Source organism: Actinosynnema sp. NPDC059797, assembly GCF_042732085.1.
Classification (GTDB): Bacteria; Actinomycetota; Actinomycetes; order Mycobacteriales; family Pseudonocardiaceae; genus Actinosynnema.
The window spans coordinates 1-19,771 of sequence record NZ_JBHWIE010000126.1 but is presented as its reverse complement, the minus strand read 5'-3'; the positions used below and the strand labels follow the sequence as shown (position 1 = coordinate 19,771).

Annotated in this window: 14 protein-coding genes; 7 read left to right on the top strand and 7 right to left on the bottom strand. The window is 74.1% G+C overall.

Translation table 11 applies throughout. The annotated features are described in order from the left end of the window. The first annotated feature begins 124 nt into the window (after window positions 1–124). From ACFV4N_RS24765 to ACFV4N_RS24735, 7 genes are read left to right on the top strand one after another with little or no spacing between them, the layout of a single operon-like run. A complete protein-coding gene (locus ACFV4N_RS24765) occupies window positions 125–1,057 on the top strand; it encodes a hypothetical protein (RefSeq protein WP_499674976.1) in 933 nt (310 codons plus the stop codon). Continuing rightward, complete coding sequence (locus ACFV4N_RS24760) at window positions 1,057–2,256, top strand: TRAFAC clade GTPase domain-containing protein (protein WP_499674975.1); 1,200 nt, start codon at window positions 1,057–1,059, stop codon at window positions 2,254–2,256. Before ACFV4N_RS24765 ends, ACFV4N_RS24760 begins: the two co-directional genes overlap by 1 nt. Window positions 2,257–2,258: 2 nt before the next feature. Beyond that, complete coding sequence (locus tag ACFV4N_RS24755) at window positions 2,259–4,673, top strand: GTPase-associated protein 1-related protein (RefSeq protein ID WP_499674974.1); 2,415 nt, start codon at window positions 2,259–2,261, stop codon at window positions 4,671–4,673. A gap of 3 nt (window positions 4,674–4,676) precedes the next feature. Beyond that, window positions 4,677–6,284: a TRAFAC clade GTPase domain-containing protein gene (locus tag ACFV4N_RS24750; RefSeq protein WP_499674973.1), complete on the top strand. Its 1,608-nt coding sequence runs from the start codon at window positions 4,677–4,679 to the stop codon at window positions 6,282–6,284. After that, window positions 6,281–6,469, top strand: a complete 189-nt coding sequence (locus ACFV4N_RS24745; RefSeq protein ID WP_499674972.1) for a hypothetical protein — start codon at window positions 6,281–6,283, stop codon at window positions 6,467–6,469. The genes ACFV4N_RS24750 and ACFV4N_RS24745 overlap by 4 nt, the downstream gene beginning before the upstream one ends. After that, window positions 6,466–8,004, top strand: coding sequence for an Hsp70 family protein (locus ACFV4N_RS24740; RefSeq protein ID WP_499674971.1), 1,539 nt, complete (start codon window positions 6,466–6,468; stop codon window positions 8,002–8,004). Before ACFV4N_RS24745 ends, ACFV4N_RS24740 begins: the two co-directional genes overlap by 4 nt. Window positions 8,005–8,013: 9 nt before the next feature. Continuing rightward, window positions 8,014–8,634, top strand: coding sequence for a vWA domain-containing protein (locus ACFV4N_RS24735; protein ID WP_499674970.1), 621 nt, complete (start codon window positions 8,014–8,016; stop codon window positions 8,632–8,634). 78 nt (window positions 8,635–8,712) lie between these two features. On the opposite strand, the gene ACFV4N_RS24730 is transcribed toward ACFV4N_RS24735, so the two are convergent. The 7 genes from ACFV4N_RS24730 to serC form a co-directional block, all read right to left on the bottom strand. Continuing rightward, entirely contained in the window at window positions 8,713–9,381 is a 669-nt protein-coding gene (locus ACFV4N_RS24730) for an RES domain-containing protein (protein WP_499674969.1), read from the bottom strand. Window positions 9,382–9,383: 2 nt separating this feature from the next. After that, window positions 9,384–10,040 (bottom strand): hypothetical protein, encoded by a 657-nt coding sequence (locus ACFV4N_RS24725; RefSeq protein ID WP_499674968.1) that lies wholly within the window; start codon window positions 10,038–10,040, stop codon window positions 9,384–9,386. A 1-nt stretch (window position 10,041) separates the two neighbouring features. Continuing rightward, entirely contained in the window at window positions 10,042–11,649 is a 1,608-nt protein-coding gene (locus tag ACFV4N_RS24720) for an Hsp70 family protein (RefSeq protein WP_499674967.1), read from the bottom strand. Between the two features lie 13 nt (window positions 11,650–11,662). Beyond that, on the bottom strand, window positions 11,663–15,784 hold the full coding sequence (locus ACFV4N_RS24715; RefSeq protein WP_499674966.1) for a CHAT domain-containing protein: 4,122 nt from the start codon (window positions 15,782–15,784) through the stop codon (window positions 11,663–11,665). Between the two features lie 60 nt (window positions 15,785–15,844). Continuing rightward, the gene (locus tag ACFV4N_RS24710) at window positions 15,845–17,164 is read right to left on the bottom strand and encodes a helix-turn-helix domain-containing protein (protein ID WP_499674965.1); all 1,320 of its coding nucleotides are present in this window, start codon (window positions 17,162–17,164) and stop codon (window positions 15,845–15,847) included. Window positions 17,165–17,350: 186 nt separating this feature from the next. Continuing rightward, entirely contained in the window at window positions 17,351–18,235 is an 885-nt protein-coding gene (gene sepH, locus ACFV4N_RS24705) for a septation protein SepH (RefSeq protein WP_499674964.1), read from the bottom strand. Window positions 18,236–18,445: 210 nt separating this feature from the next. Then, window positions 18,446–19,579, bottom strand: a complete 1,134-nt coding sequence (gene serC / locus ACFV4N_RS24700; protein WP_499674963.1) for a phosphoserine transaminase — start codon at window positions 19,577–19,579, stop codon at window positions 18,446–18,448. Window positions 19,580–19,771 lie beyond the last annotated feature (192 nt).

The window sequence follows — 19,771 nt, the reverse complement described above, 5'->3', positions numbered from 1 at the left end:
CGCCCATTTTTCAATCACGACTAATAGCGATTTATTTTTTTTTTTTTTTTTTGTTGTGTTTTTGTTTTTTTCTTTTTTTCCGGAGCCGCCCCGGCCCCCCGCCGTCGACGCCGCACCCGTGGTGGTGCGCACCACCAGCCGCAACAGGGCGCTGCCGGTGTCCGCCCTGGGCCTGGTGGCGGTGCCCGGCGGCGGCGCCCGCGTCGCGATCAGGTGGCGGCGGCAAGACGACGCGGAGGTCGTCGTGCGGCGCGCCGAGCGGCTCTGCGCCTGGGAGTTCGGCGAGGTCGTGCCGCTGTCGGAGATGACGGCCTACGGCCAGGAGGTCACGGGCGACGTCGACGACGAGGGGCAGTCGCGCACCCTCACCGCCGAGGTGCCGACCGGGCACTCCTGGTACGTCCCGTTCACCCTCGGCCCGTCCGGCGCGGTACGGGGACAGGAGGGCTCGCTCGGCATCGCCCTGCCCGTCACGGGCCTGCGGCACCAGCGCTTCGGCGACACGTGCACGCTGTCGTGGGAGTGGCCCGAGACCGTCGGCACCGCCGAGGTCGAGTGGACCGGAACGACCGGCCGCGGGAAGCGGCACCTGACCCGGCAGCAGTACTTGTCGGGCGGGGGCTGCCGCATCGACTGCGGCCCCGGCGAGCTCCGGGTCCGGGTTGTCGGCGTGGTCTCCTCGGGCGGCGACGAGTGCCGCTCGGCGGCGAGCACGCTGGTGGTGCCCGAGCGCCTGCCCCGCATCGCGTACAGCGTGCGGCTGGCGCGCAGGCCCCTGGTGGGCGGCGGCACGGTCCGGGTCCGGCTCGCCGCCGAGGAACCGATCGCCAGGTGCGCGGTGCTGGTGGTCGTCGCGCCGGGACCCGTCATGCCCCGCCGACCTGGTGACGGGCAGGTCGTCCTGCGCGGCGAGCAGGCCCTGCGGCCCGAGGACGGGACCGAGCTCGTCGCCGAGCTGCCCCGGCTGCGCAAGCCCTACTGGATCAGATGCTTCCTCGAGGACGAGGGAGCCGCCCTGCTGGTCGACCCGCCCACCAAGCAGCTGAAGGTGTCGTGATGGCCAAGATCTCGTGCCCGTACTGCTACCACCGGATCGACTCGGGCAAGCTGCGGTTCCAGTGCACGGGCAGGCCCGCGCCCGGCCGCGAGCGCTGCAAGCGGACCGTCGACGAGGACCGCAGGAGGCTCACCGGATTCGCGGGCGCCGCCCTGCCCACGTTCCCGCCACCGGAGACGAGGTCGCCGCTGCCGCAGCGCACCGCGCCCTGCCCGGACTGCGGCACGTCGACGGGCATCCGGGCCTGCCAGGTCTGCCGGACGCCACTGCCCGCCAACTTCGCCGACAGCCGCAGCCCGCTGATCGCCATGGTCGGCGGCAAGAACGCCGGCAAGACCGTCTACACCACGGTCCTCGCGCACGAGCTGCGCCACAACATCCGCAAGCGGTTCGCCGCGGACATCTGGTTCGCGGGCGACCGGCAGGGCGGCAACGGCACGATCGGCGACTGGCTGGAGGGCTACGAGAACGCCCTGTTCAGCGACAGCAGGCTGTTCGAGTCGACCCCGTCGGCCGCGGACGGGATCAAGGTGCCGCTGGTGCTGCAGTGGCGGCAACCGCGGCGCAGCTTCGGCCGGGTCGTGCACAGCACGAGCACCCTGTCCTTCTACGACGCCGCGGGGGAGGACATGACCTCGCAGGACTTCGTCAACGGGCAGGCGTACCTGGCCGCGGCCGACGGTCTCATCGTGCTGCTCGACCCGTTCCAGCTCAAGGGCACGCGAGACCGGATCAAAGTGCCCAGGGCGGCCACCGAGCGCGAGACCGAGCCGCCGATGAACGTGCTCACCCGGATCACCGAGCTGCTCCGGCACAGCCACGGCATCAGCGACCGGCGCAAGATCGGTCTGCCCGTCGCCGTGGTGTTCTCCAAGATCGACGCGTTCTTCAAGGTGCTCGGTGACGGGCACCCGCTGCTCGACCAGACCCCCGGCGGCCCGTACTACGACGAGGCCCGCGGGCGCGACGTGGACGAGCACATGCGCGCGCTGCTCGCCGAGTTGGACGCCGACGACATCGACGGCCACCTCAGCGCCCACTACAAGAAGTACCGCTACTTCGCGGTGTCCTCGCTCGGCGCGGAACCCGATTACGACCGGGCCCGGTTGGACGCGGGCGGGGTGCGGCCGTTCCGCGTCGACGAGCCGCTGCTGTGGCTCCTCGGACTGTTCAAGATCATCGACCAGGGGGGTGCGTGAAAGTGGGCTTCTCGTCCCTCTACTACACCGACTGCCGCCCCGGCGAGGGGTTGAGGGGCGGCGCGGGCTTCCAGTTCCAGGCGGTGTCGGCGGGTGTCGGCCACGAGGAGATGACCCTCGTGCAGCGTTCGGCCCTGTACGAGGCGCCGGTGGCGTGGATGAGGGAGCGGCGCCCGGTGTCGGACTACCCGCCGTCGCTGACCCACGTGTTCGACGGTTTCTACGCCACTGCCCGCGGCGTCTACCTGGGCACGGAGGCCAACGGCGTCCGCGAGGGCAACCAGTTCACCCACGCCGTGACCACTGCGGACCCCGACGCCTACGGCCAGGTCCGGCCCGCGCAGCTGTGGGACGCGGCGTGGTGGTCCGAGCGCCCGGCGGACAGTACCGAGTGCGAGCCCGTGCCCGCCGAGCCGGAGCAGGGACCGTGGAGCCGGGACGCCGTGCGCGAGTGGCTGCTCGGCAGGCCGGCCGCCGGGGAGTGGCTGGTGGCGGTGTGCTCGGCGTTCGAGCGCGTGCACGGGCCCGACGGGCGCCGGGTGCTGTTCGTCGCCGCCGAGGCGGGCGACGTGCTGGGCTGGATCGCGGCGGGCACCCTGCTGATGCCCCAGTCGCGCGCCCTGCGGCTGAGCTTCCGGGTGTTCGCCACCAACACCCAGTACAACCGGCACGACGTGCTCGCCCTGCACCCCGAGTGGGCCGGGGCGCACGCCGGCGCGGCGCGGCAGGAGTTCGTCGTGTTCAACCTGGACACCGGAGAGCGCCCGCAGGTCGAGCCGACCGAGGCCGCGCTGTTCTGGGCGCCGAGGTTCCTGCGCGGCGACCCGTACGACGTGGTCGACGCCGTCGAGTGGGCACATCAGTGCGCCTCGGCGCGTGACGCGGAGGAGACGCGGGCCGACCGGATCGCGGGCGCGGTAGTGGCGTTGGGCGAGCCGGTCGAGGACGCCGAGGCGGCCGGCGAGCTGGCGCGGTGGCTCGCGGAGCAGCGCGTGGAGTCCGTCGAGGACTGCGCGGAGGAACTGGTCGCGGCGGCGCTGCCCCACGTCGGGGACGCGAGGTCGCTGCGCGCCCTCGACATGAGCGCTTTCGTGCACGGCATCTCCGACGAGTCGGCAGCCGGGGTGCGCACCGCCCTGCTCGCCGCCGAAGTGCGCGAGGTGGGCGACGGCGACGGCTCCGTGGGCGGCCCGCTGCCCGGCCGGTCCTCGTGGGGCGCCGACGAGTGGACGCGGATGACGGAGGTGGTCGAGCGGGCCCTCGACGCCGCGGCCCCCGAGCACGTGGACGAGCTGATGCTGCTGGCCGCCAGGTTCGGGGTGCGGCCCCGGACCCGTTCCTTCCCCGACGGCGCGCGCCGGTTCGCCGCCTGGTGGGTGGACAACCCCGATCGGCACGTCGACCTGGACCGCTGGCCGACGAGCGAGGACGTCCTCCACCGGCTGCGGGACGAGCTGACCGCGGCGCTGACCGGTGGGCGGGCGGCCCGGGTGGCCGGGGACGTCCGGACGCGCTGGTGGCCCCTGCTGTGGCAGTCGATCCTCGACCCGAGGACGCCGCTGGACTCGGCCCTCGCCTCGGCCGCGGTCGCGGAAGGCGGCCCGAAGGTCCGCATCGGCGTGCTGCACCTGGTGCTCGACCGGACCGACGACGCCGGGGTGGCGTGGCGTGCGCTGTTCACCCACTCCCGCCCGACGCCGGGCGAGATCCTGCTCGTGCTGGAGAAGCTGCCGGTGGTACCGGCGGAGTTCGCCGCGACCGTGCGCGCCGAGGTGGCCGAGTCGTCCGCGACCGCGCTGACGCTGGCCCACCTGGACGTTCTCGCCGCGCTCGGCAAGCACCACCACGGCGGCAAGCCCGACCGGCTGACCACGTGGTCGGAGGAGGACAGGCGGGTGCGGGCCTGGCTGCAGGCGCCGTCCGCCCGCGACGCCAAGCGGTTGCGGCCGGTGTCCCGGCAGGTCCTCGGCGTGCACAAGCGGTCGATCACCAGGGCGCTGCTCGGCCGGCTCCCCGTCGGCGAGGTGCAGGGCGTGCTGGCGGCGGCCGACGACGGCGTGGCGTCGTTCCTCGCCGACGAGCTGGCTGCCGCGCTGGCGGCCGACGCCGGCGCCCGGGCGCGGGTCATCGTCCTGGCCTACCTGGCCGCCAGCTCGCCGGCCTGCGGCGACGCCGCCGCCCTACTGCTGGAGCGGCGCCTGCTCGGTTGGATCGGGGGCGCGTCCGGGCAAGAGCTCGCCGAGGCCACGCGGCTGTTCGACGGGATCGGTGGGGAGACCGCGAGGCAGTGGGCCGAGTTCCAGGCCCACGCCCTGGCCCGGAAGGCGTCGCCGGCCCACCGACCGGTCGCGTCCACCGGCGCACCCAGACCCGAGACCGGGCGCGGTTGGTGGGGCCGCCGCCGAACGAGGGGATGAGCCGTGCAGTACGTCATCGGCGCCGTTCTGGTCGTCGCCCTGATCTACGCTGCCATCTGGCTGGCCGTGGTGATCGTGATGTTCGTCGTCGTGCCGCTGGCCGTCGTGCTGGCGGGGCTCGGCCTGCTCGCGGGGGCGGCGGTCGGACTCGCGTCCTTCGCCGCGGCGCTGCTGGGCCGCGGCTCGCCGCCACCGCGGGTGGTCACGCCCGACGACGTGGCCGGTGGCACCTCCGGGCTGCCCGCGGTGGCCGGGCACGCGCCGTTCGGGCGCGACCGGGCGTGGGCGGCGTACCCGGCGCTGCAGTGGCGGCTCGACCTGGGTGCCGCCTGGATAGCGCTGCGCGGCGTGCTGCGCGCCAGCTGGGACCGGATCCGCGGGTGGCCCGACCGGACGGGCACCCCGTGGGCGTGGGGACCGGTCATCGTCTTCGCCGTGCCCGCCTGGCTGGGCGTGTGCGTCGCCGCCCTCGCCACCGGCGTCGTGCTGACCGTGCCGTTCGTGGCCGTCGCGCTGTCGGCCTGGGCGGTGTGGGTGGTGGCGACCGGCGGCCTGCGCGGGGTGGACCTGCTGATCCGCAAGGCGCGGCGTGCCGGCGGCAGCTGCCCCCACTGCTACCACGTCACCATGCTGCCGGCGTTCCCGTGCGGCGGCTGCGGCGCCCTGCACCGCGACCTGCGGCCCGGCCGGCTGGGCGGGTGGTGGCGGCGCTGCGCCTGCGGGGAACTGCTGCCGACCTCGGTGCTGCGCGCCTCGCGCCGGCTCACCCCGAAGTGCCCGCGGTGCGAGGAACCGTTGCGCGAGGGCGCGGCGGTCGTCACCGACATCCGGCTGCCGGTGTTCGGGCCGGTGTCGGCGGGCAAGACCAGGCTCGTCGACGCGGGTCTGGTGGCCCTGCGCGACGACCTGGTGGCCGCGGGCGTCGAGGTCGACTTCGTCGAGGATGGCAGTCGCTCGGTGTTCCAGGACGCGGAGCGCTTGATCAGCTCCGGCGCGGCGACCCCGAAGACCCTGCCCGGCGTGCTGCCCCACGCGGTGACCGTGCGCCTGGCCAAGGGCCGCAAGCGGGCACTGCTGCACCTGTTCGACGCGGCGGGCGAGTTCTACGTGGACCGCGAGGACAACAGCGACCTGGAGTTCCTGGACCACGCTCAGGGCCTGGTGTTCGTGGTGGACCCGTTCTCCGTGCCATGGGTGCGCGACCAGCTCGGCGCCGGCGCCGCGGTGAGCTTGGCGAGCGCCAACCCGGCCACCGACGACCCCGAGAGCGCGTACCGCGTGACCGCGGGCAGGCTCCGCGACTACGGCGTAGAGACCCGTCGCCGCGCGCTGGCGCTCACCGTGGCCAAGGCGGACCTGCTGTGCGACCTGCCACCGGGTGAGCACCTGCGGTCCGGGCGGGTTCGGCAGTGGCTGGTCGACGCCGGCCTGGACAACCTCGTGCTGTCGGCGGAACGCGACTTCGGCGAGGTCCGGTACTTCGTCGTCGCCTCGCTCCCCGCGACCGCCGCCGGGCGGGCGCTGTCGCCCGCAGCCCCGTTCCACTGGCTGGTCGCCCGCTCCGGCTTCGACCACAAACCCGTGCTCCCCCCGGCGGAGGGAACCCCGTGAGAACCGATCGACTGCCCCTGAGCCACCTGGTCCACCGCGGGCTGCTGCTCACCGTCGTTCTGGCCTGCGCGGTGGTGATGGCGCTGTTCTTGGCGGCCAACGCGGAAACGCTGCTGTCCGTGCTCGTGAACCTCGTCGGAGGCGCCCGCGGGGAGTGGCAGTCCTGGGAGTGGGACCTGCTGTGATCCTCGGCATCGACCTCGGAACGACCAACACGGTCGTGGCGACCCTCGACGGGACCGGCAGGCCGGTCCCGCTGCCCAACGACCTCGGCGAGCTCATCACCCCGTCGGTGGTGCACTTCGAGTCCGCGACGGCCGTGCTGGTCGGCACGGCCGCGCGTGCCGTCGCCCGCCTCGACCCGGACAACACCGTGGAGCTGATCAAGCGCCGCATGGGCACCGAGTGCGATCTGCTGTTCCACGGGACCCACCACACGCCCGAGTCGATCTCGGCGCTGATCCTGCGCGGCGCAATCGGCGACCGCGGTCCGGTGCGCGCGGTCGTCACCGTGCCCGCGTACTTCGGCATCCGGGAGCGCGAGGCGACCTACCAGGCGGCTCGGCTGGCGGGCATCGAGGTGCTGGAGCTGCTCAGCGAACCCGTGGCGGCGGCCCTGCACCACGGCGTGGTGCAGGCGCCCGGCCGGGGTGCGGTGCTGGTCTACGACCTGGGCGGCGGCACGTTCGACACCACGGTCCTGCGCGTCGGCGAGGGCGGGGTGAAGGTGGTGGCCACCGACGGGGACAGCGCGCTGGGCGGCGCGGACTGGGACGACCGGATCGCCGAACACCTGGTGGAGAGCTTCGCGCGGACGACCGACGAGGTGGACCCCTACGAGGACGAGGTGTTCCTCCGGGACGCGCATGTGCTGGCGGAGGAGGCGAAACGCGCGCTGAGCGACGTGGCGTCCCGCCGGGTCGTGCTGCGGTGCGGCGCCGCGAGCGCCGCGGTCATCCTCGACCGGCCGACGCTGGAGTCCCTCGGCTCGGACCTGGTGGACCGCACCCTCGGCATCGTGCGCCGCGCGCTCACCGCGGCGGCGACCAAGGGTGTGCACCACGTCGACCACGTGGTGCTGGTGGGCGGATCCACTCGGATGCCGGCGATCGGCACGGCGGTCGAGGCCCGGCTCGGCGTCCGGCCTCGACAGGCGGACCCGGACTTCGCGGTGGCCTGCGGCGCGGCGATCCGGGCCCACCAACTGGCCGACGAGGCGTCCCGGGCGAGCTTGCGGAAGGCGGGCGGCGCGCTGGCCGCGCTGGCCGACAAGCCGACCTCGTCGGTGGTGCCACGGTCCTTCGGGGTGCTGGTCGAGGACAGTTACGACCCCTCCGGCACACGCCGGTCGGTCGTGCACACCGTGCACCGCAACGACCCGCTGCCGGCCCGCGCCACGGCGTTCTTCAGCACCGTCCTGGACGGTCAGGACCGGGTGCGGGTGCAGGTGTTCGAGCAGGCGGGGGAGGTGCCGTCGGAGGAGGTCGAGCACAACCGACGGGTCCTCGACGGTGAGCTGAGCGGCCTGCCGCCACTGCCCGCGGGGTCGCGGATCGAGGTGGTGCTGGAGGTCGACGCGGGCGGCCTGCTCTCGGTGACGGCCAGGGAGCCGGTCGGCGGGGCCACCCTCCGCCTGCAGGGGTACGTGGACGGCGTGCTGGACGCCGACGGCTCGCGGCGGGCCGCGAGTTCGTTGGCCGGTTTGTCCGTGCGGCAGTAGGAGGACGACGTGAACTCGTGGATCCGCGGCAACTACGACGGCATCGGCCTCACCCAGTCGCCGCCGGGCCCGTACCTGGCGAAGGTGCAGGCCCGGTTCGGCGGCACGGTCCTGCTGTGCATCGACGTGAGCGGTTCGATGACGGGAGGGCCGCTGACCGGGGCGGTGGAGGGCGGGCTGCTCTTCCTCGAAGAGGCCGCCGCGGCCCACTACCGCGCAGGCTTGGTCCTGTGGGACCACGAGATCCAGCTCTACCTGCCGCCCGGCGCGCCGCCGGCCGACCTGGCCGCAGGGCTGCGGGAGGCGCGGCCCTCGGGCGGCACCGATCTGGTGCCGGTGCTGCTGAAGTGCCAGGAACTGCTCGTGCCCCTCGACGGCGACCGGGTCGTCTGCGTGTTCAGCGACGGCGGCATCGGCCGGCGTGACGAGGCGCGCGCGCTCGCCCGCGAGCTGTGCGCTGCGGGCGTGCGGATCGTGGTGCGGGGCCTGGGCGCGGACGCGGCGGGGGCGCTGGCGGAACTGGCCTGCCCCGGCCGGGACGACGCGCGCCAGGTGGTCGTGGACGTCGGCGGCGTCAGCGCGGGCATCGCCTCCATGGCCAGCGGCCTCACCCGCGGCGCTCGGCGGTGATCGCCCCACCCGACCGGGTGGGGCGGGCCGACGCCGTCGGGGCGCCCGGACCGCCCCGACCCGCACCGGCGCGGCGGCTCAACCGGCCCTGACCTCCTTCGGCAGGGCGATGCGCGCCCGGTGGTGCGCCAACATGCTGTTGAGCCACCGCGCGCCGAACTCGTCGTCGAGGTCGAAGTGCTGCCGCGGCTCCGGCTCGAACACCCCCGGACCGCACCGGTCGCCGAACAGCACCACCAGGTGCCGTTGCGGCTCCGCCCGCAGCGGCCACACCAGGCCCTGCGCCCAGCCGGTCCGCGCGCGCAGCCCCGCGACCCACGCGCCGAGCCGGGGGTCCCGGATGTCGCTGGAGTGCACCAGCCACGCGTCCTGGGCCACCGCGGCCAGCGCGGGCGCGTCAACCAGGCTGACCAGGTCCAGGTCGGCGGCGGTGGCGATCAGGCTGGCGCGGCGGCCGGCCACCGAGACGCGCCGGACGGTCCGGTCGCCGCGGGTGGGCAGCGGGATGCTGCGCAGCAGCAGCTCCGCCACGATCGCGGAGGGCTCGAAGCTCGCGTTCACCGTCGGATAGGGGTCGGCGGGCGAACCGTCGAACCGGCCGCGGTGGACGGTGCGCCGGGCGTCGTGCGGCGTGAAGTCCACCGCGGCCGAGCGCCGGGGGTGGATGCGCCACAGCAGGGTGCCCACACCCAGCAGGTACCGGTGCGGTGCCGCGGCACGCGGTGCGGACCGATCGTGGTCGGACACGGTCACGGTTCCGCCCTCTCGCTCGCGGCTGCCTCGATCAGCACCTCGTCGTCCACCCTCCCGATCAGCTGGGCCGGGACGCGGTCGTCGAGCAGGGCGTTCTCGCCCAACCACCAATCCGCCACGCCCCACGGGTCCTCGTCCGCCTCCAGCAGGCGGTTCACCCGCCGGACCACCTCCCGCACCTCGTGGTCGGGACCGAACTGGAACGCGGGCCACTGCGACCCGCCGTCCGGCCGCTCCAACCGCACCAGGTCGGGGTCGGCCGGGTCTTGGCCGCTGTCCCGCAGCGCGCGTTCGTCGACCGCGTCGGCCTCCAGCAACCACGCCTCCGCTCCGCGGGCCACCTCCTCGGGCGTCGGGGCGGGGCGTTGCCGCGCTCCCAGCGCTGCGGACAGCGACGACCACTCCGTCCCGGCGCCGGAGGACAGCCGCGGTTCCCAGGCCTGGAGCGCCAGCAGCACCGGGTGGTCCTCCGGCAGGACCGTCCCGAGGAACCGCACCACTGCGGTCGCCGCTCTCCGCGCCTCGCGCTCCTCCGTCGCCCGCGCCAGCGCGCCGGCCAACTCGACCAACCGCGTGGCGTCCGCCGGCGGCAACCCGGCCAGGACCGGGTCCCAGTGCTCGACCAACGCCTCGACGGCGTGCCGCAGCCCCATGTCAGCCGCTCACCCGGTGCCGCGCGATCATGGATCGCGAGCGGCCCACCGCCGCCTCGTCCACGCCGCCGATCTCCAGGTCGAACCGGACGTCCACGCCCGACGCCGGCTCCTCGGCGCGCACCGTCAGCGTGCCGGTCTCCGACATCCGGAACGTGATGTGGATGGGCGAGCCGGCGGGCAGCGGCGGGATCTTCTTCAGGAACCCCTTGCCGATCTCGGTGTTGTCCGACAGGTCCTCGGACACCACCGCCCCCTTCTGCTCCCACACCTGGATCTCCGCCATCGGCGCGTTGGGAAACACGATGGCGAACGGGTGCGGCTTCGTCTCGGCCGGCAGCGGCGTGTTCGGGTGCAGCAGGTGCCACACGATGTGCCGCGCCGCCGCCGGGTTCTCCCGCGACAGGGGATCGCTCGGGTCGAGGGATCGCACCCCGAACGCGCGGGGCACGACCGTGCGCACCCGCTTGGCGGCCAGGGACTCGACCTGCTCGGTGGTCATGCCGAGCTGGTCGGCCACGTGCGCGGCCGGTTCGTCGCCGACGCGCTTGAGCACTGCGAACAGCGCCGCGCCCTTGGCGACCGCCAGGTCGGGCTCGTGGAGTCGGCCGACCAGGCCGAGCCGATCGCGCAGCCGCCGCGCCACCGCGGGCATCCGGGTCATGCCGCCGACCAGCAGCACGTCGTCGAAGTGCCCCACACCCAGCCGCCGGGCCTCTTCGACGGTCCGTCGCGTGACCTCGACGACCCGTTCGAGCAGGTCGTCCGTCAGCCGCTCCAGGTCCGCCCGGGTCAGCTCCACCCGCGCCGCCACGCCCGCGAACCTCAGCTCGGTGCGCTGTGACTGGACGCTGCTGAGGTCCTTCTTCAGCTGCTCGGCCTTGATCGCCGTCTCCTGCGCGAACTCCTCGTCGGCCGTCGGGTCGAGGTGGGGGTGCTGCTCGACGAAGCGCTCGACGAGGTGGTCGCGCACCCGCTCGTCCCAGTCCGCGCCGCCCAGCCCGCCGTCGCCGTCGGTGCACCGGACCACCACCTCATCGCCCTCCACGCGGATGACCGTGGTGTCGTACGTGCCGCCGCCCAGGTCGCACACGAGCACGTGGCGCGCGTCACCGGGCGGGGTGACCGAGTCGTGGTGCAGCGCCGCCGCGACGGGCTCGGCGACCACGTCGAGCACGGTGAGCCCGGCGATGCGTCCCGCGCGCTTGGTGGCCTCGCGCTCGCCCACCCCGAAGTAGGCGGGCACGGTGATCACCACGTCGCGCACCGGGACCCCGGTGGCCTGCTCGGCGTACCGGGCCAGCTCGCTGAGGATCAGCGCGGAGACCTCCTCAGGGCTGTAGTCGCGGTTCAGGAAGTTGAGTTTCGCGCCGGTGCCCATCCTCCGCTTCACCAACCGCGCCACCCGGTGCGGCGAGATGATCGCCGAGTTCTTGGCCGAGACGCCGACCAGCACGTCATCGGGACCTTCGAAGTAGACGACCGACGGCGTGGTCTCCTCGCCGATCGCGTTGCGCAGCACCACCGGGCGCCCGGAATCGTCGATGTGGGCGATGCACGAGTGCGTCGTGCCCAGGTCGATCCCGAACACCTTGCTCTTCGCGGTCATGGTGCGCCTTCCGTCAGCTGCCCTGGTAGGTGAAGGCGGCCCAGTTGTGGAGGTCGCCGAGGTCGGGTCGCCGGGCCGCGCCGGCCAGGGTCGGGTCGAGCCCCGCGGGCAGTCGCCGCGAGGGGTTGAGCATCCACAGCTGCGCCGCGCGCAGCGCCACCGCGGGTTCCGGGTAGCCGTGGGTGAGGTAGTGGTGGAAGAGGACCATGAACAGGGCGGTGTGCAGGTCGTTCACCGGCCACCTGGCGCCCACCGCGCCCACCGCCCCCGTCGCGAGGAACGCGGTGGCCAGGGTCAGCGCCTCGTCGTGCGCGTGCTCGGTGAGGTCGCTGGCGCACGCGGCCAGTACCACCAGGCCGCCGGTCGGGTCGTCGCCGCGGAACCGGGACTCGCGCAGCGCGTCGCGCACCGAGAACCGTTCGCCGTCGTCCAGAAGCAGGTGGGAATCGACGGCGAGCCTGGCGTGCTCGGCGTGGCAGCTCAGGTGTGCGACCGAGGCCCGCGGCAGCAGCACCGCGACGTCCTCGGCCCGCACCCGCGCGTGCTCGTCCCCGGCGTCCGGGTCGCCGAGGTAGTCGCACCCCGGGTAGCTGTGGTCCCGGATGCACTCGACCTCCTGTTGCGCCCACCACAACTCGCTGTCATCCACCCGGACCACCAGGGGTGAGTCGTGCCAGTCGCGCCGCTCCCGCCGCCCGGCGTCCACGAACTGCCGCGCCGAGGAGGCGTAGGAGATGACCGCGTCCTGGCACGCGTGCCGGTGGCCGCCCTCGACCTCCCGCCGCGCGGCGTGCCACGGCACGATGCCCAGCCTGCCCACCGGCACCAGGACCACGCGCGGCGTCCGCCCGCCGATCCTGTCGAGCAGCGGGCCCGCGGTGGTGCTCCACGCCCAGTCGCACAGCCGCTCCAGCGCCCGCGCCCACCGGGGGTCGGGCCCCTCCGGCGTGTCCTGGCGGTGGCGCTGGGCCTCCTCGTACCTCCCGAGCGGACCGTCCTCGTCGGCGCGCAGGCCGGACAGCCGGAAGTCCTCGACGGTCCCGTCGGCGCGCACCACGAGTGCCGCTCCCGGGTGGAAGCCGTCCTGGGGCAGCAGGTAGACCAGCGCGACCGCCCCGGCCGCCCGCAGGGCGGCAGCGATCTCCGGCACGTCCGGCGGCCGGACGAGCGCGGTGTGCGCCGACGTGCCGGCCACGGCGGCCAGCACGCGGTGGCGCAGGTCGCTGGGCACGGCCAACCCGTCGAAATCGGCTGGGGGCAACCCTTCGACCGGGTCCCACAGCAGACCTCGGCGCGAGGACGCCGACTCCGCCTCCCACTCGTCGGCCAGTGCGTCGTGACCGGTCTCCCTCAGCACCGAGGGCACGTCGCGGTCGGCGGTGACGGTATGCAGGACCATGCCGCGGCCCAGTTCCAGCGCTTCCACCGCCAGGTCCCGGCGCCCCGCGACGAGGGACCACCGGGCCACGGTCACCGCCTCGTCCACGGCGTCCTCGGCCCGTTTGAGCGCCAGCTCGGCGTTGCTCTCCAGCAGGACGTCGTGCGCCCGCTCCCGCAGCGCGTCCACGCCGTACCGGGCGGCGCGCAGCGGATCGCCCCGGTCCGCGTCGCCCCGGGCGTGGTGGGCGTCGCCCAGCGAGCTCAGCAGGTCGGCCAGGTCGGGGTGGTCGGGCACTTGTCGCACCTTCCGGAGCGCCTCCTCGAAGCGGGCTATCGCGTTGCTGACGTCGCGCCGGTCCCCGCTGATCGAGTAGCGCACCATGAGCGCCGCGCCGATGGAGCCCGCGATCTTCGTGCTGCGGGCGAACACGGAATCGCCGTCGGAGGAGAACGCCTCGCCCATCAGCGCGATGCCGCGGTCGATCTCCCGGACGTCCCGGTTCCTGAACCCCTGGTTGACTCGCTTCGCCGCCTCCGCGCTCAGCCGGGAGCGCGGAGGCGGACCGGACCCACCCGGCGCCGGTTCGCCTGGCCCGGATTCCGGCCCGCCGGGCCCCGGTTCGTTCGCGCGGCCGCTCACGAGGTCGTGCGTCTCGCGGAGGGCGGCCAGGTTCGCCTTCATGCCCGAGAGCGACATCTCCGCGGGGAACAGGTCCGGCGTGTCCGCCTCGAACTCGTCCAGCAGTTCGGCGACCTCGTCGAAAGTCTGTTCGTTCGTGACGTCGCCCATCAGCACGCTCGCCTTGGTCATCAACCGGGCGTAGCGGAACAGCTTCGCCTGCGGGCTGCCGTCCTCGATGTCGGCACCGTCCAGGTACCGCTTGGCCGCCTCCAGGTCCGCCAGCCCTGAGCCCGCGTTCGCCCTCGTGCTCAGCAGCGCGCTCAGGATCGGTTGGAGGAAGTCCCGGGCCGGGTGGCCCTCGGGCAGCCGCTCATTGGCGGCCCGCATGTTCGCGATCGCGGAGGACACCAGGCCGACGTCGTCCTCGATCATGCCGCGCAACCCGCTCAGCAGCGCGAACTGCATGTTGTTGGTGCCCTGGCCCACGGGGTCGGGCGACGGTTCGGCGAGCGCTTCGGCGTACAGGCCGTGCAGCCGCCGCACCACCTCCGTCGAGCCGGACCTGCCGAAGTGGTCCATGATCGCCGAACCCGAGCGCCGGAGGATCTGGTCGCGCATGGGGTGCTGCGCGGTGAAGTCGCCCAGGAGCCGGCGCAGCCGGTCCAGGTCGTCGGACGCCCGTCGCCCGCCGGGGTCGTCCACCGCCGGCCTGACCGCGCCCAGCAGGTCGCGCCACAGGGCGCGCAGCGGGTCGTCCGGGTCGATCTGCTCCAGCGCCAGGTCGACGGCTGCCGCCGCTTCTTCGGGCGGCAACACCCCGGCCTCGCTCTGCCGCAGGTGGACCAGCGCGCGGAGCATCGCGATCAGGGCGCGAGTGTTCTCGTCGTCGGCCCGGGGCAGCGCCTTGTCGAGGTCGTTGACGAGCTCCTCCGGGTCCGCACCGGGGTCGAGCACCCGTGCCGCGATCAGCAGCGGTGACAGGCCGGCCTCCGCCATCGCCGCCCGCGTCTCGGGCGAGACCTCCTGGAACTGGAGCCTGGCCGCGTTCGCCGCTGCGGTCAGGCGCTCCACGTGAGTTTGGTCCGGGGTGACCACCAACCGTTTGAACGCCTGCGCGTCGGCGGTCCCCGAGCCGTCGAGCGGGGGGACCGGGACGCCCAGCGGGGTGGCCGAGATCAGCTTCAGCTGGCCGACGAACAGCCGCGCGCCGTCGGCCAGCCGCCGGGGCAGCGCCGGCTCGGCCGCCAGGGACTCCATCGCGGCGAGTGCGGTGGTGAGGTCGTCCCGTCCACCGCCGAGCATGGCGTACCGGCTGGCGAGCAGCGCGGCCCGGTGGAAACGGCGGGCGGGCGGCTCCGCCCCGTCCGGTGCCCGCAGCCTGGCGTCGTCCAACTCGGCCAGCGCCTCCTCCAGCAGATCCCGCCGCCCAGGCACGTCCTGCAGCACGAACGGCGGCATCAGCTGCGCGAGCTGCTCGCCGATCAGCTCCCGGGTCGGGGTGTCCTCGTCCACGGCTCCCCGGGAGGCGCGGAGGTGGTCGACGGCGGCCGACAGGCTCGCGCCGTCTTCGGCCAGGTACCACCGGGCGGCGTGGGCGAGGCCGAGCCCGAAGCGGGCGACCTCCCGGTCCGCCTCGCTCCCGGCGGAGCGCACCAGGTGCTCGGCGACCGCGACCGCGTCGTCGGCGTCCTCGACCCGGCCGGTGGCCTCCACACGGTCGAGCAGCAGGAACACCAGCTCCTGCCCGACGACCGCGTCGTCCGCGGCGCCGTGTTCGGCCAAGAGATCGATCGCCTCGTCCCGGTCCTCCGGCAGCCCGGTCGCGCGGTAGCGGAGGGTCAGCACGCACCCCAGGTCCAGCAGCAGTCCCGGCAGCCGCCAGGGCTGCTGATCGGCGGCGAGGTCGCCCGCCGCGCGCAGCAGCACGACGGCTTCGCCCAGGTCGTCCGGACCGCTCCCGTGCTCAGGCTCACCCGGTCCGCCCGTGTTGCCCGGCCCCTGCCGGCTCGACGCCCGCGCGACCGACTCCCACGCGCGTTCGAGGTGCTCGTCGATGTCCCCCGGTGCGGCCGACCGCTCCCGCGGGGTGCCCACGTTGTCCAGGATCGACTCCCCACCGAAATTCTCCGGCACGAACATAGCTGCGCCGAACGGCCGGGAGGGTGGTCACAAGTGGCCTTCGGCAACAATCTGTCAAGCACGTCGCAGCAGGTCGTTCAGCGCCGGGTCCAGATCGCGCACCATCCGATGGGTGTGCCACCGACGCAGCGTGCCGGCCAGCGTGCGCAGGTCCGCGGCGACCGTGTGCGAGTCGACCGCCCCCACCACGTCCAACAGGTCCGTGGTCAGCTCGCAGGCGTGCTCCACCTCGCCCGCGGCGGCGTGGGCGAGGGCCTGCCGCACCCCGAACCTGGCGCGGGCCCGCAGCGCATCCCGGGGGATGCGGGCCACCTCCACATCCAGCACCGCCGCCGCCTCCTCCGGACGGCCCAGGTCGTACAGGCACCAGCCGCTGACCACTCCCACGGGCTCGGCGATCGTGGACGTGCCGAGCACCGGGCCGTCGCCGGGGTCGTCCGAGGCCTGGCGCAGCAGCTCGCGGGCCCGGTCCAGCGCCCGCATGCACCGGTCGCGGTCCCCCGCCAGCGCGTGTCCTTGCCCTTCGCGCTGCGCGGCCAGGCCGAGGACCCTCGGCGGCAGCCCCCGCTGCTCCTGCGCCCGCCGCGCCAGGTCGACGGTGCTCCTCGCGTCACCCTGGTACATCGTCACCAGGGCGTGGCGGACCAGGGCGTACGCCGCCAAGCCGTCGTCACCGACCTCGGCTGCCAGGTCGACGGCTTTCCGAGTCCACCACAGCGCGGCCCGGTCGTCGCCCGACTCCTGCGCCATCCAGCCCGCGTACTCGGCGTTGCGGGCCGCGAGCACGCCGAGCCGGGTCCGGTCGGCGCCGCCAGCCTCGGGCATGAGGGCGCGCAGCGCGTGCGCCTGGGCCACCGCGAGCGGCAGCACCAGCGACGGGCTGGTGCTCTGCCCGACCCGGCGGGTGTGGTCGAACAGCACCCGGAACTCGTGCACGGCACGGCCCATGTGCCGGCCGGCGGGAGCGCCGTGGCCCGCGACGGACGAGCCGCCGCCGAGGCGCAGGCCGGCCAGCGACGCCGCGCCGAACGCCAGGACCTCGCGCCGTCCGACCGCGCGGAACGCGCTCTCTCCGTCGGCCCCCATGCCGAGCAACCACAGGTCTTCCACGGTCTCGACGACCGGTTCGTCAGCGGTCGCGGCGGTCTCCGCGGGCGCGACGAGCGCGGAGAGGGCGCCGTCGGCGCCCAGGAGCGCGTCACACCGCCGTGCCAGGTACTCGCTCGGTCGCTGCTTGCCCGTTTCGACGCGGCTGAGGTAGCCCTTGGTGTAGTGGGTCTTCCTGGCCAGCGCGCCGAGGGAGATGTCCGCCGCGACCCGGCGCCTGCGCAGCTCGGCGCCGAACGCGCCGGTGTCCTCTCGCGGGTTGGTCAACTCCGCCTCCTCCCGGTGCGCCCGGTGGCGGGCGCGTTCCGAGTCTGTCCCGGCGCGACCCGCGGGCGACACCCGTTTCGCGTTGCCTGATGACGAGACTGCCGCACCGGGTGCGGCCATCGGCGTCGCGGGCCGGGACACGCGAAAAGGCCCCCACCCGCGGGTGGGGGCCCTCTTCGTCGACGATCAGCCCCGGTTGGACCGGACGCCCAGCAGGACGTCCTCCCACGACGGCACGATCGGGTGGTTCTTCTTGCCGCGCTTCGGCGGCTCCTTCCGGGCGCCGGGCTGCGGCGGCACGGGAGCGGGCTCCTCGGCCACCGGGGCGGCCGGGACGGGCTCCGGCTCCGGCTCGACCACCGGCGGCGGCAGCACCGGCGCCGGCTCCTCGCGGACCAGGATCTCCGGCTCCACCGGCACCGCCGGCTTCTCCAGCTCCAGCGCCGCCCGCGCCAGCTGCGTCACCGGGCGCAGGCTGCGCAGCCCCCGGTTCGGGTTCGGGTCCATCAGGTCGACGGCCGCCTCGTCCAGCGCGGTCACGGTGCCGCCCTGCACGCCCGGGTGGAACGCCCAGTGCGCCCGGTTGTCCGACCGGCCCGCGGTCCAGTGCAGCTGCACGACCCACCGGCCGTCCTCGCCGCGCCAGGCGTCCCAGCTCACGTCGCCGTAGTCCTGGCCGCGCAGGCCGAACGAGTGCGCCACGACCTCGCCGAGCGTCTGCACGTCCGGGCCGTCCTCGCGCACCGGGTGGGCCCGCTGCGCCAGCTCGGCCGTGCGCGAGCGCTCCAGCAGCACGGGGTAGGCGAACCGCTCGACGCGGTGCTTGGGGATGCCGGCCGCCAGCGCGACCTGCTCCACGGACTCGCCGGCGCGGATGCGGGCCTGGATCTCCCGCGGCCGCATCTGGCTCTCGGACTCGACCTCGATCTGCCCCAGGCGGGTGAGGTCGCCGCGCGCCGCCGCGCGCAGCCGCTCGTCCGCGGGCAGCACGAAGCGCTCGCCGCGATCCGGGTCCTCGAGGAGGACGGTCTTGCCGTCGTCTTCGAGCCCGATGACCCGCAACGCTCGCATCATGGCCTCCCGGTTGGCTCACCTCGCCGAGTACGCAAAGCTAATGCGGCGCGCCGCCTTGACGGGGGAGGCTCGCCGCGTTCACCGATATCTTCGTGTGATCTTGCCGTATGTCGCCGGTGTCCGCACGTTCGTTACCCGAAGGTTCACCCCGGGCGCGCGAAAGGGGCCTCCCGGGCGCGCCGGGAGGCCCCTTCGTGGTAGAGGCGGTCAGAGCTGCGAGACGACCCAGTCCACGGCCTTGGTCAGCGTGGTGACGTCCTCGGGCTCGACGGCCGGGAACATCGCCACGCGAAGCTGGTTGCGGCCCAGCTTGCGGTAGGGCTCCACGTCGACGACGCCGTTCGCGCGCAGCACCTTGGCCACCACCGAGGCGTCCACCGAGTCGTCGAAGTCGACCGTGCCGACGACCTGCGAGCGGTGCGCCGGGTCCGCCACGTACGGCGTCGTGTACGAGGTCGACTCGGCCCACGAGTACAGCCGCGACGACGAGTCGGCGGTCCGCTCGACCGCCCAGTCCAGCCCGCCGTTGCCCAGGATCCACTCGAGCTGGTGGTTCAGCAGGAACAGGGTGGCCAGCGACGGGGTGTTGTAGGTCTGGTCCTTGGTGGAGTTGTCCAGCGCCGTGGTCAGCGACAGGAACTCCGGCACCCACCGGCCGGACGCGCCGATCTCGGCGACCCGCTCCAGCGCGGCGGGCGACATCAGGGCGACCCACAGGCCGCCGTCGGAGGCGAAGCACTTCTGCGGCGCGAAGTAGTAGACGTCGAACTCCGACGCCGCCACGGGCAGGCCGCCCGCGCCGGACGTGGCGTCGATCGCGACCAGCGCGCCCTCCGAGCCCTCGGGCCGCGCCACCGGCACCGCGACGCCCGTCGAGGTCTCGTTGTGGGCCCAGCCGACCAGGTCGGCGCCCTCCGCGTAGGTGATCTCGGGCGCGGAACCCGGGTCGGCCTTGACCACGATCGAGTCGCCCAGGAACGGGGCGTCCGAGGTGACCTTGGCGAACTTCGAGGAGAACTCGCCGTAGGTGAAGTGCTGGGCGCGCTCGCGCACCAGGCCGAACGCGGCGGCGTCCCAGAAGGCGGTGGTGCCGCCGTTGCCCAGGACGACCTCGTAGCCCTCGGGCAGCGCGAACAGCTCGCGGAGGTTCGCGCGCACCTTGCCGACCAGGGACTTCACCGGCTTCTGCCGGTGGGAGGTGCCCATCAGCGCGGCGCCCTCGGCCGCGAGGGCCTCGAGGGCCTCGGGACGGACCTTGGAGGGCCCGCACCCGAACCGGCCGTCGGACGGCCGCAGTTCGGTGGGCAGGACCAACGTGGTCGGGTCGGCGGTCTGGGTCATCGCGGAGCCTCCGGTAGCGGGGAGGGGGTCGGCCGACCGGCGCCGTTGCCGGGGGCTCCCAGTGTTGCAGCACGGTGACGAGGAGGTGGCAACCGGGTGTCCTGGCTCACCCCGTCCTCCCAGCCGGTGGACGCCCCGGGCACGGACGGTGACCGCCGGGGGTGCGCCGGGCGGGCTCGACGGCGGGGAGCG

Excerpts from the sequence above, each read along its gene's own strand:
- ACFV4N_RS24760 (WP_499674975.1), top strand. The coding sequence starts at position 1,057 with ATGGCCAAGATCTCGTGCCCGTACTGCTACCACCGGATCGACTCGGGC.
- ACFV4N_RS24725 (WP_499674968.1), bottom strand. The coding sequence starts at position 10,040 with ATGGGGCTGCGGCACGCCGTCGAGGCGTTGGTCGAGCACTGGGACCCG.
- ACFV4N_RS24720 (WP_499674967.1), bottom strand. The coding sequence starts at position 11,649 with ATGACCGCGAAGAGCAAGGTGTTCGGGATCGACCTGGGCACGACGCAC.
- sepH (WP_499674964.1), bottom strand. The coding sequence starts at position 18,235 with ATGCGAGCGTTGCGGGTCATCGGGCTCGAAGACGACGGCAAGACCGTC.
- serC (WP_499674963.1), bottom strand. The coding sequence starts at position 19,579 with ATGACCCAGACCGCCGACCCGACCACGTTGGTCCTGCCCACCGAACTG.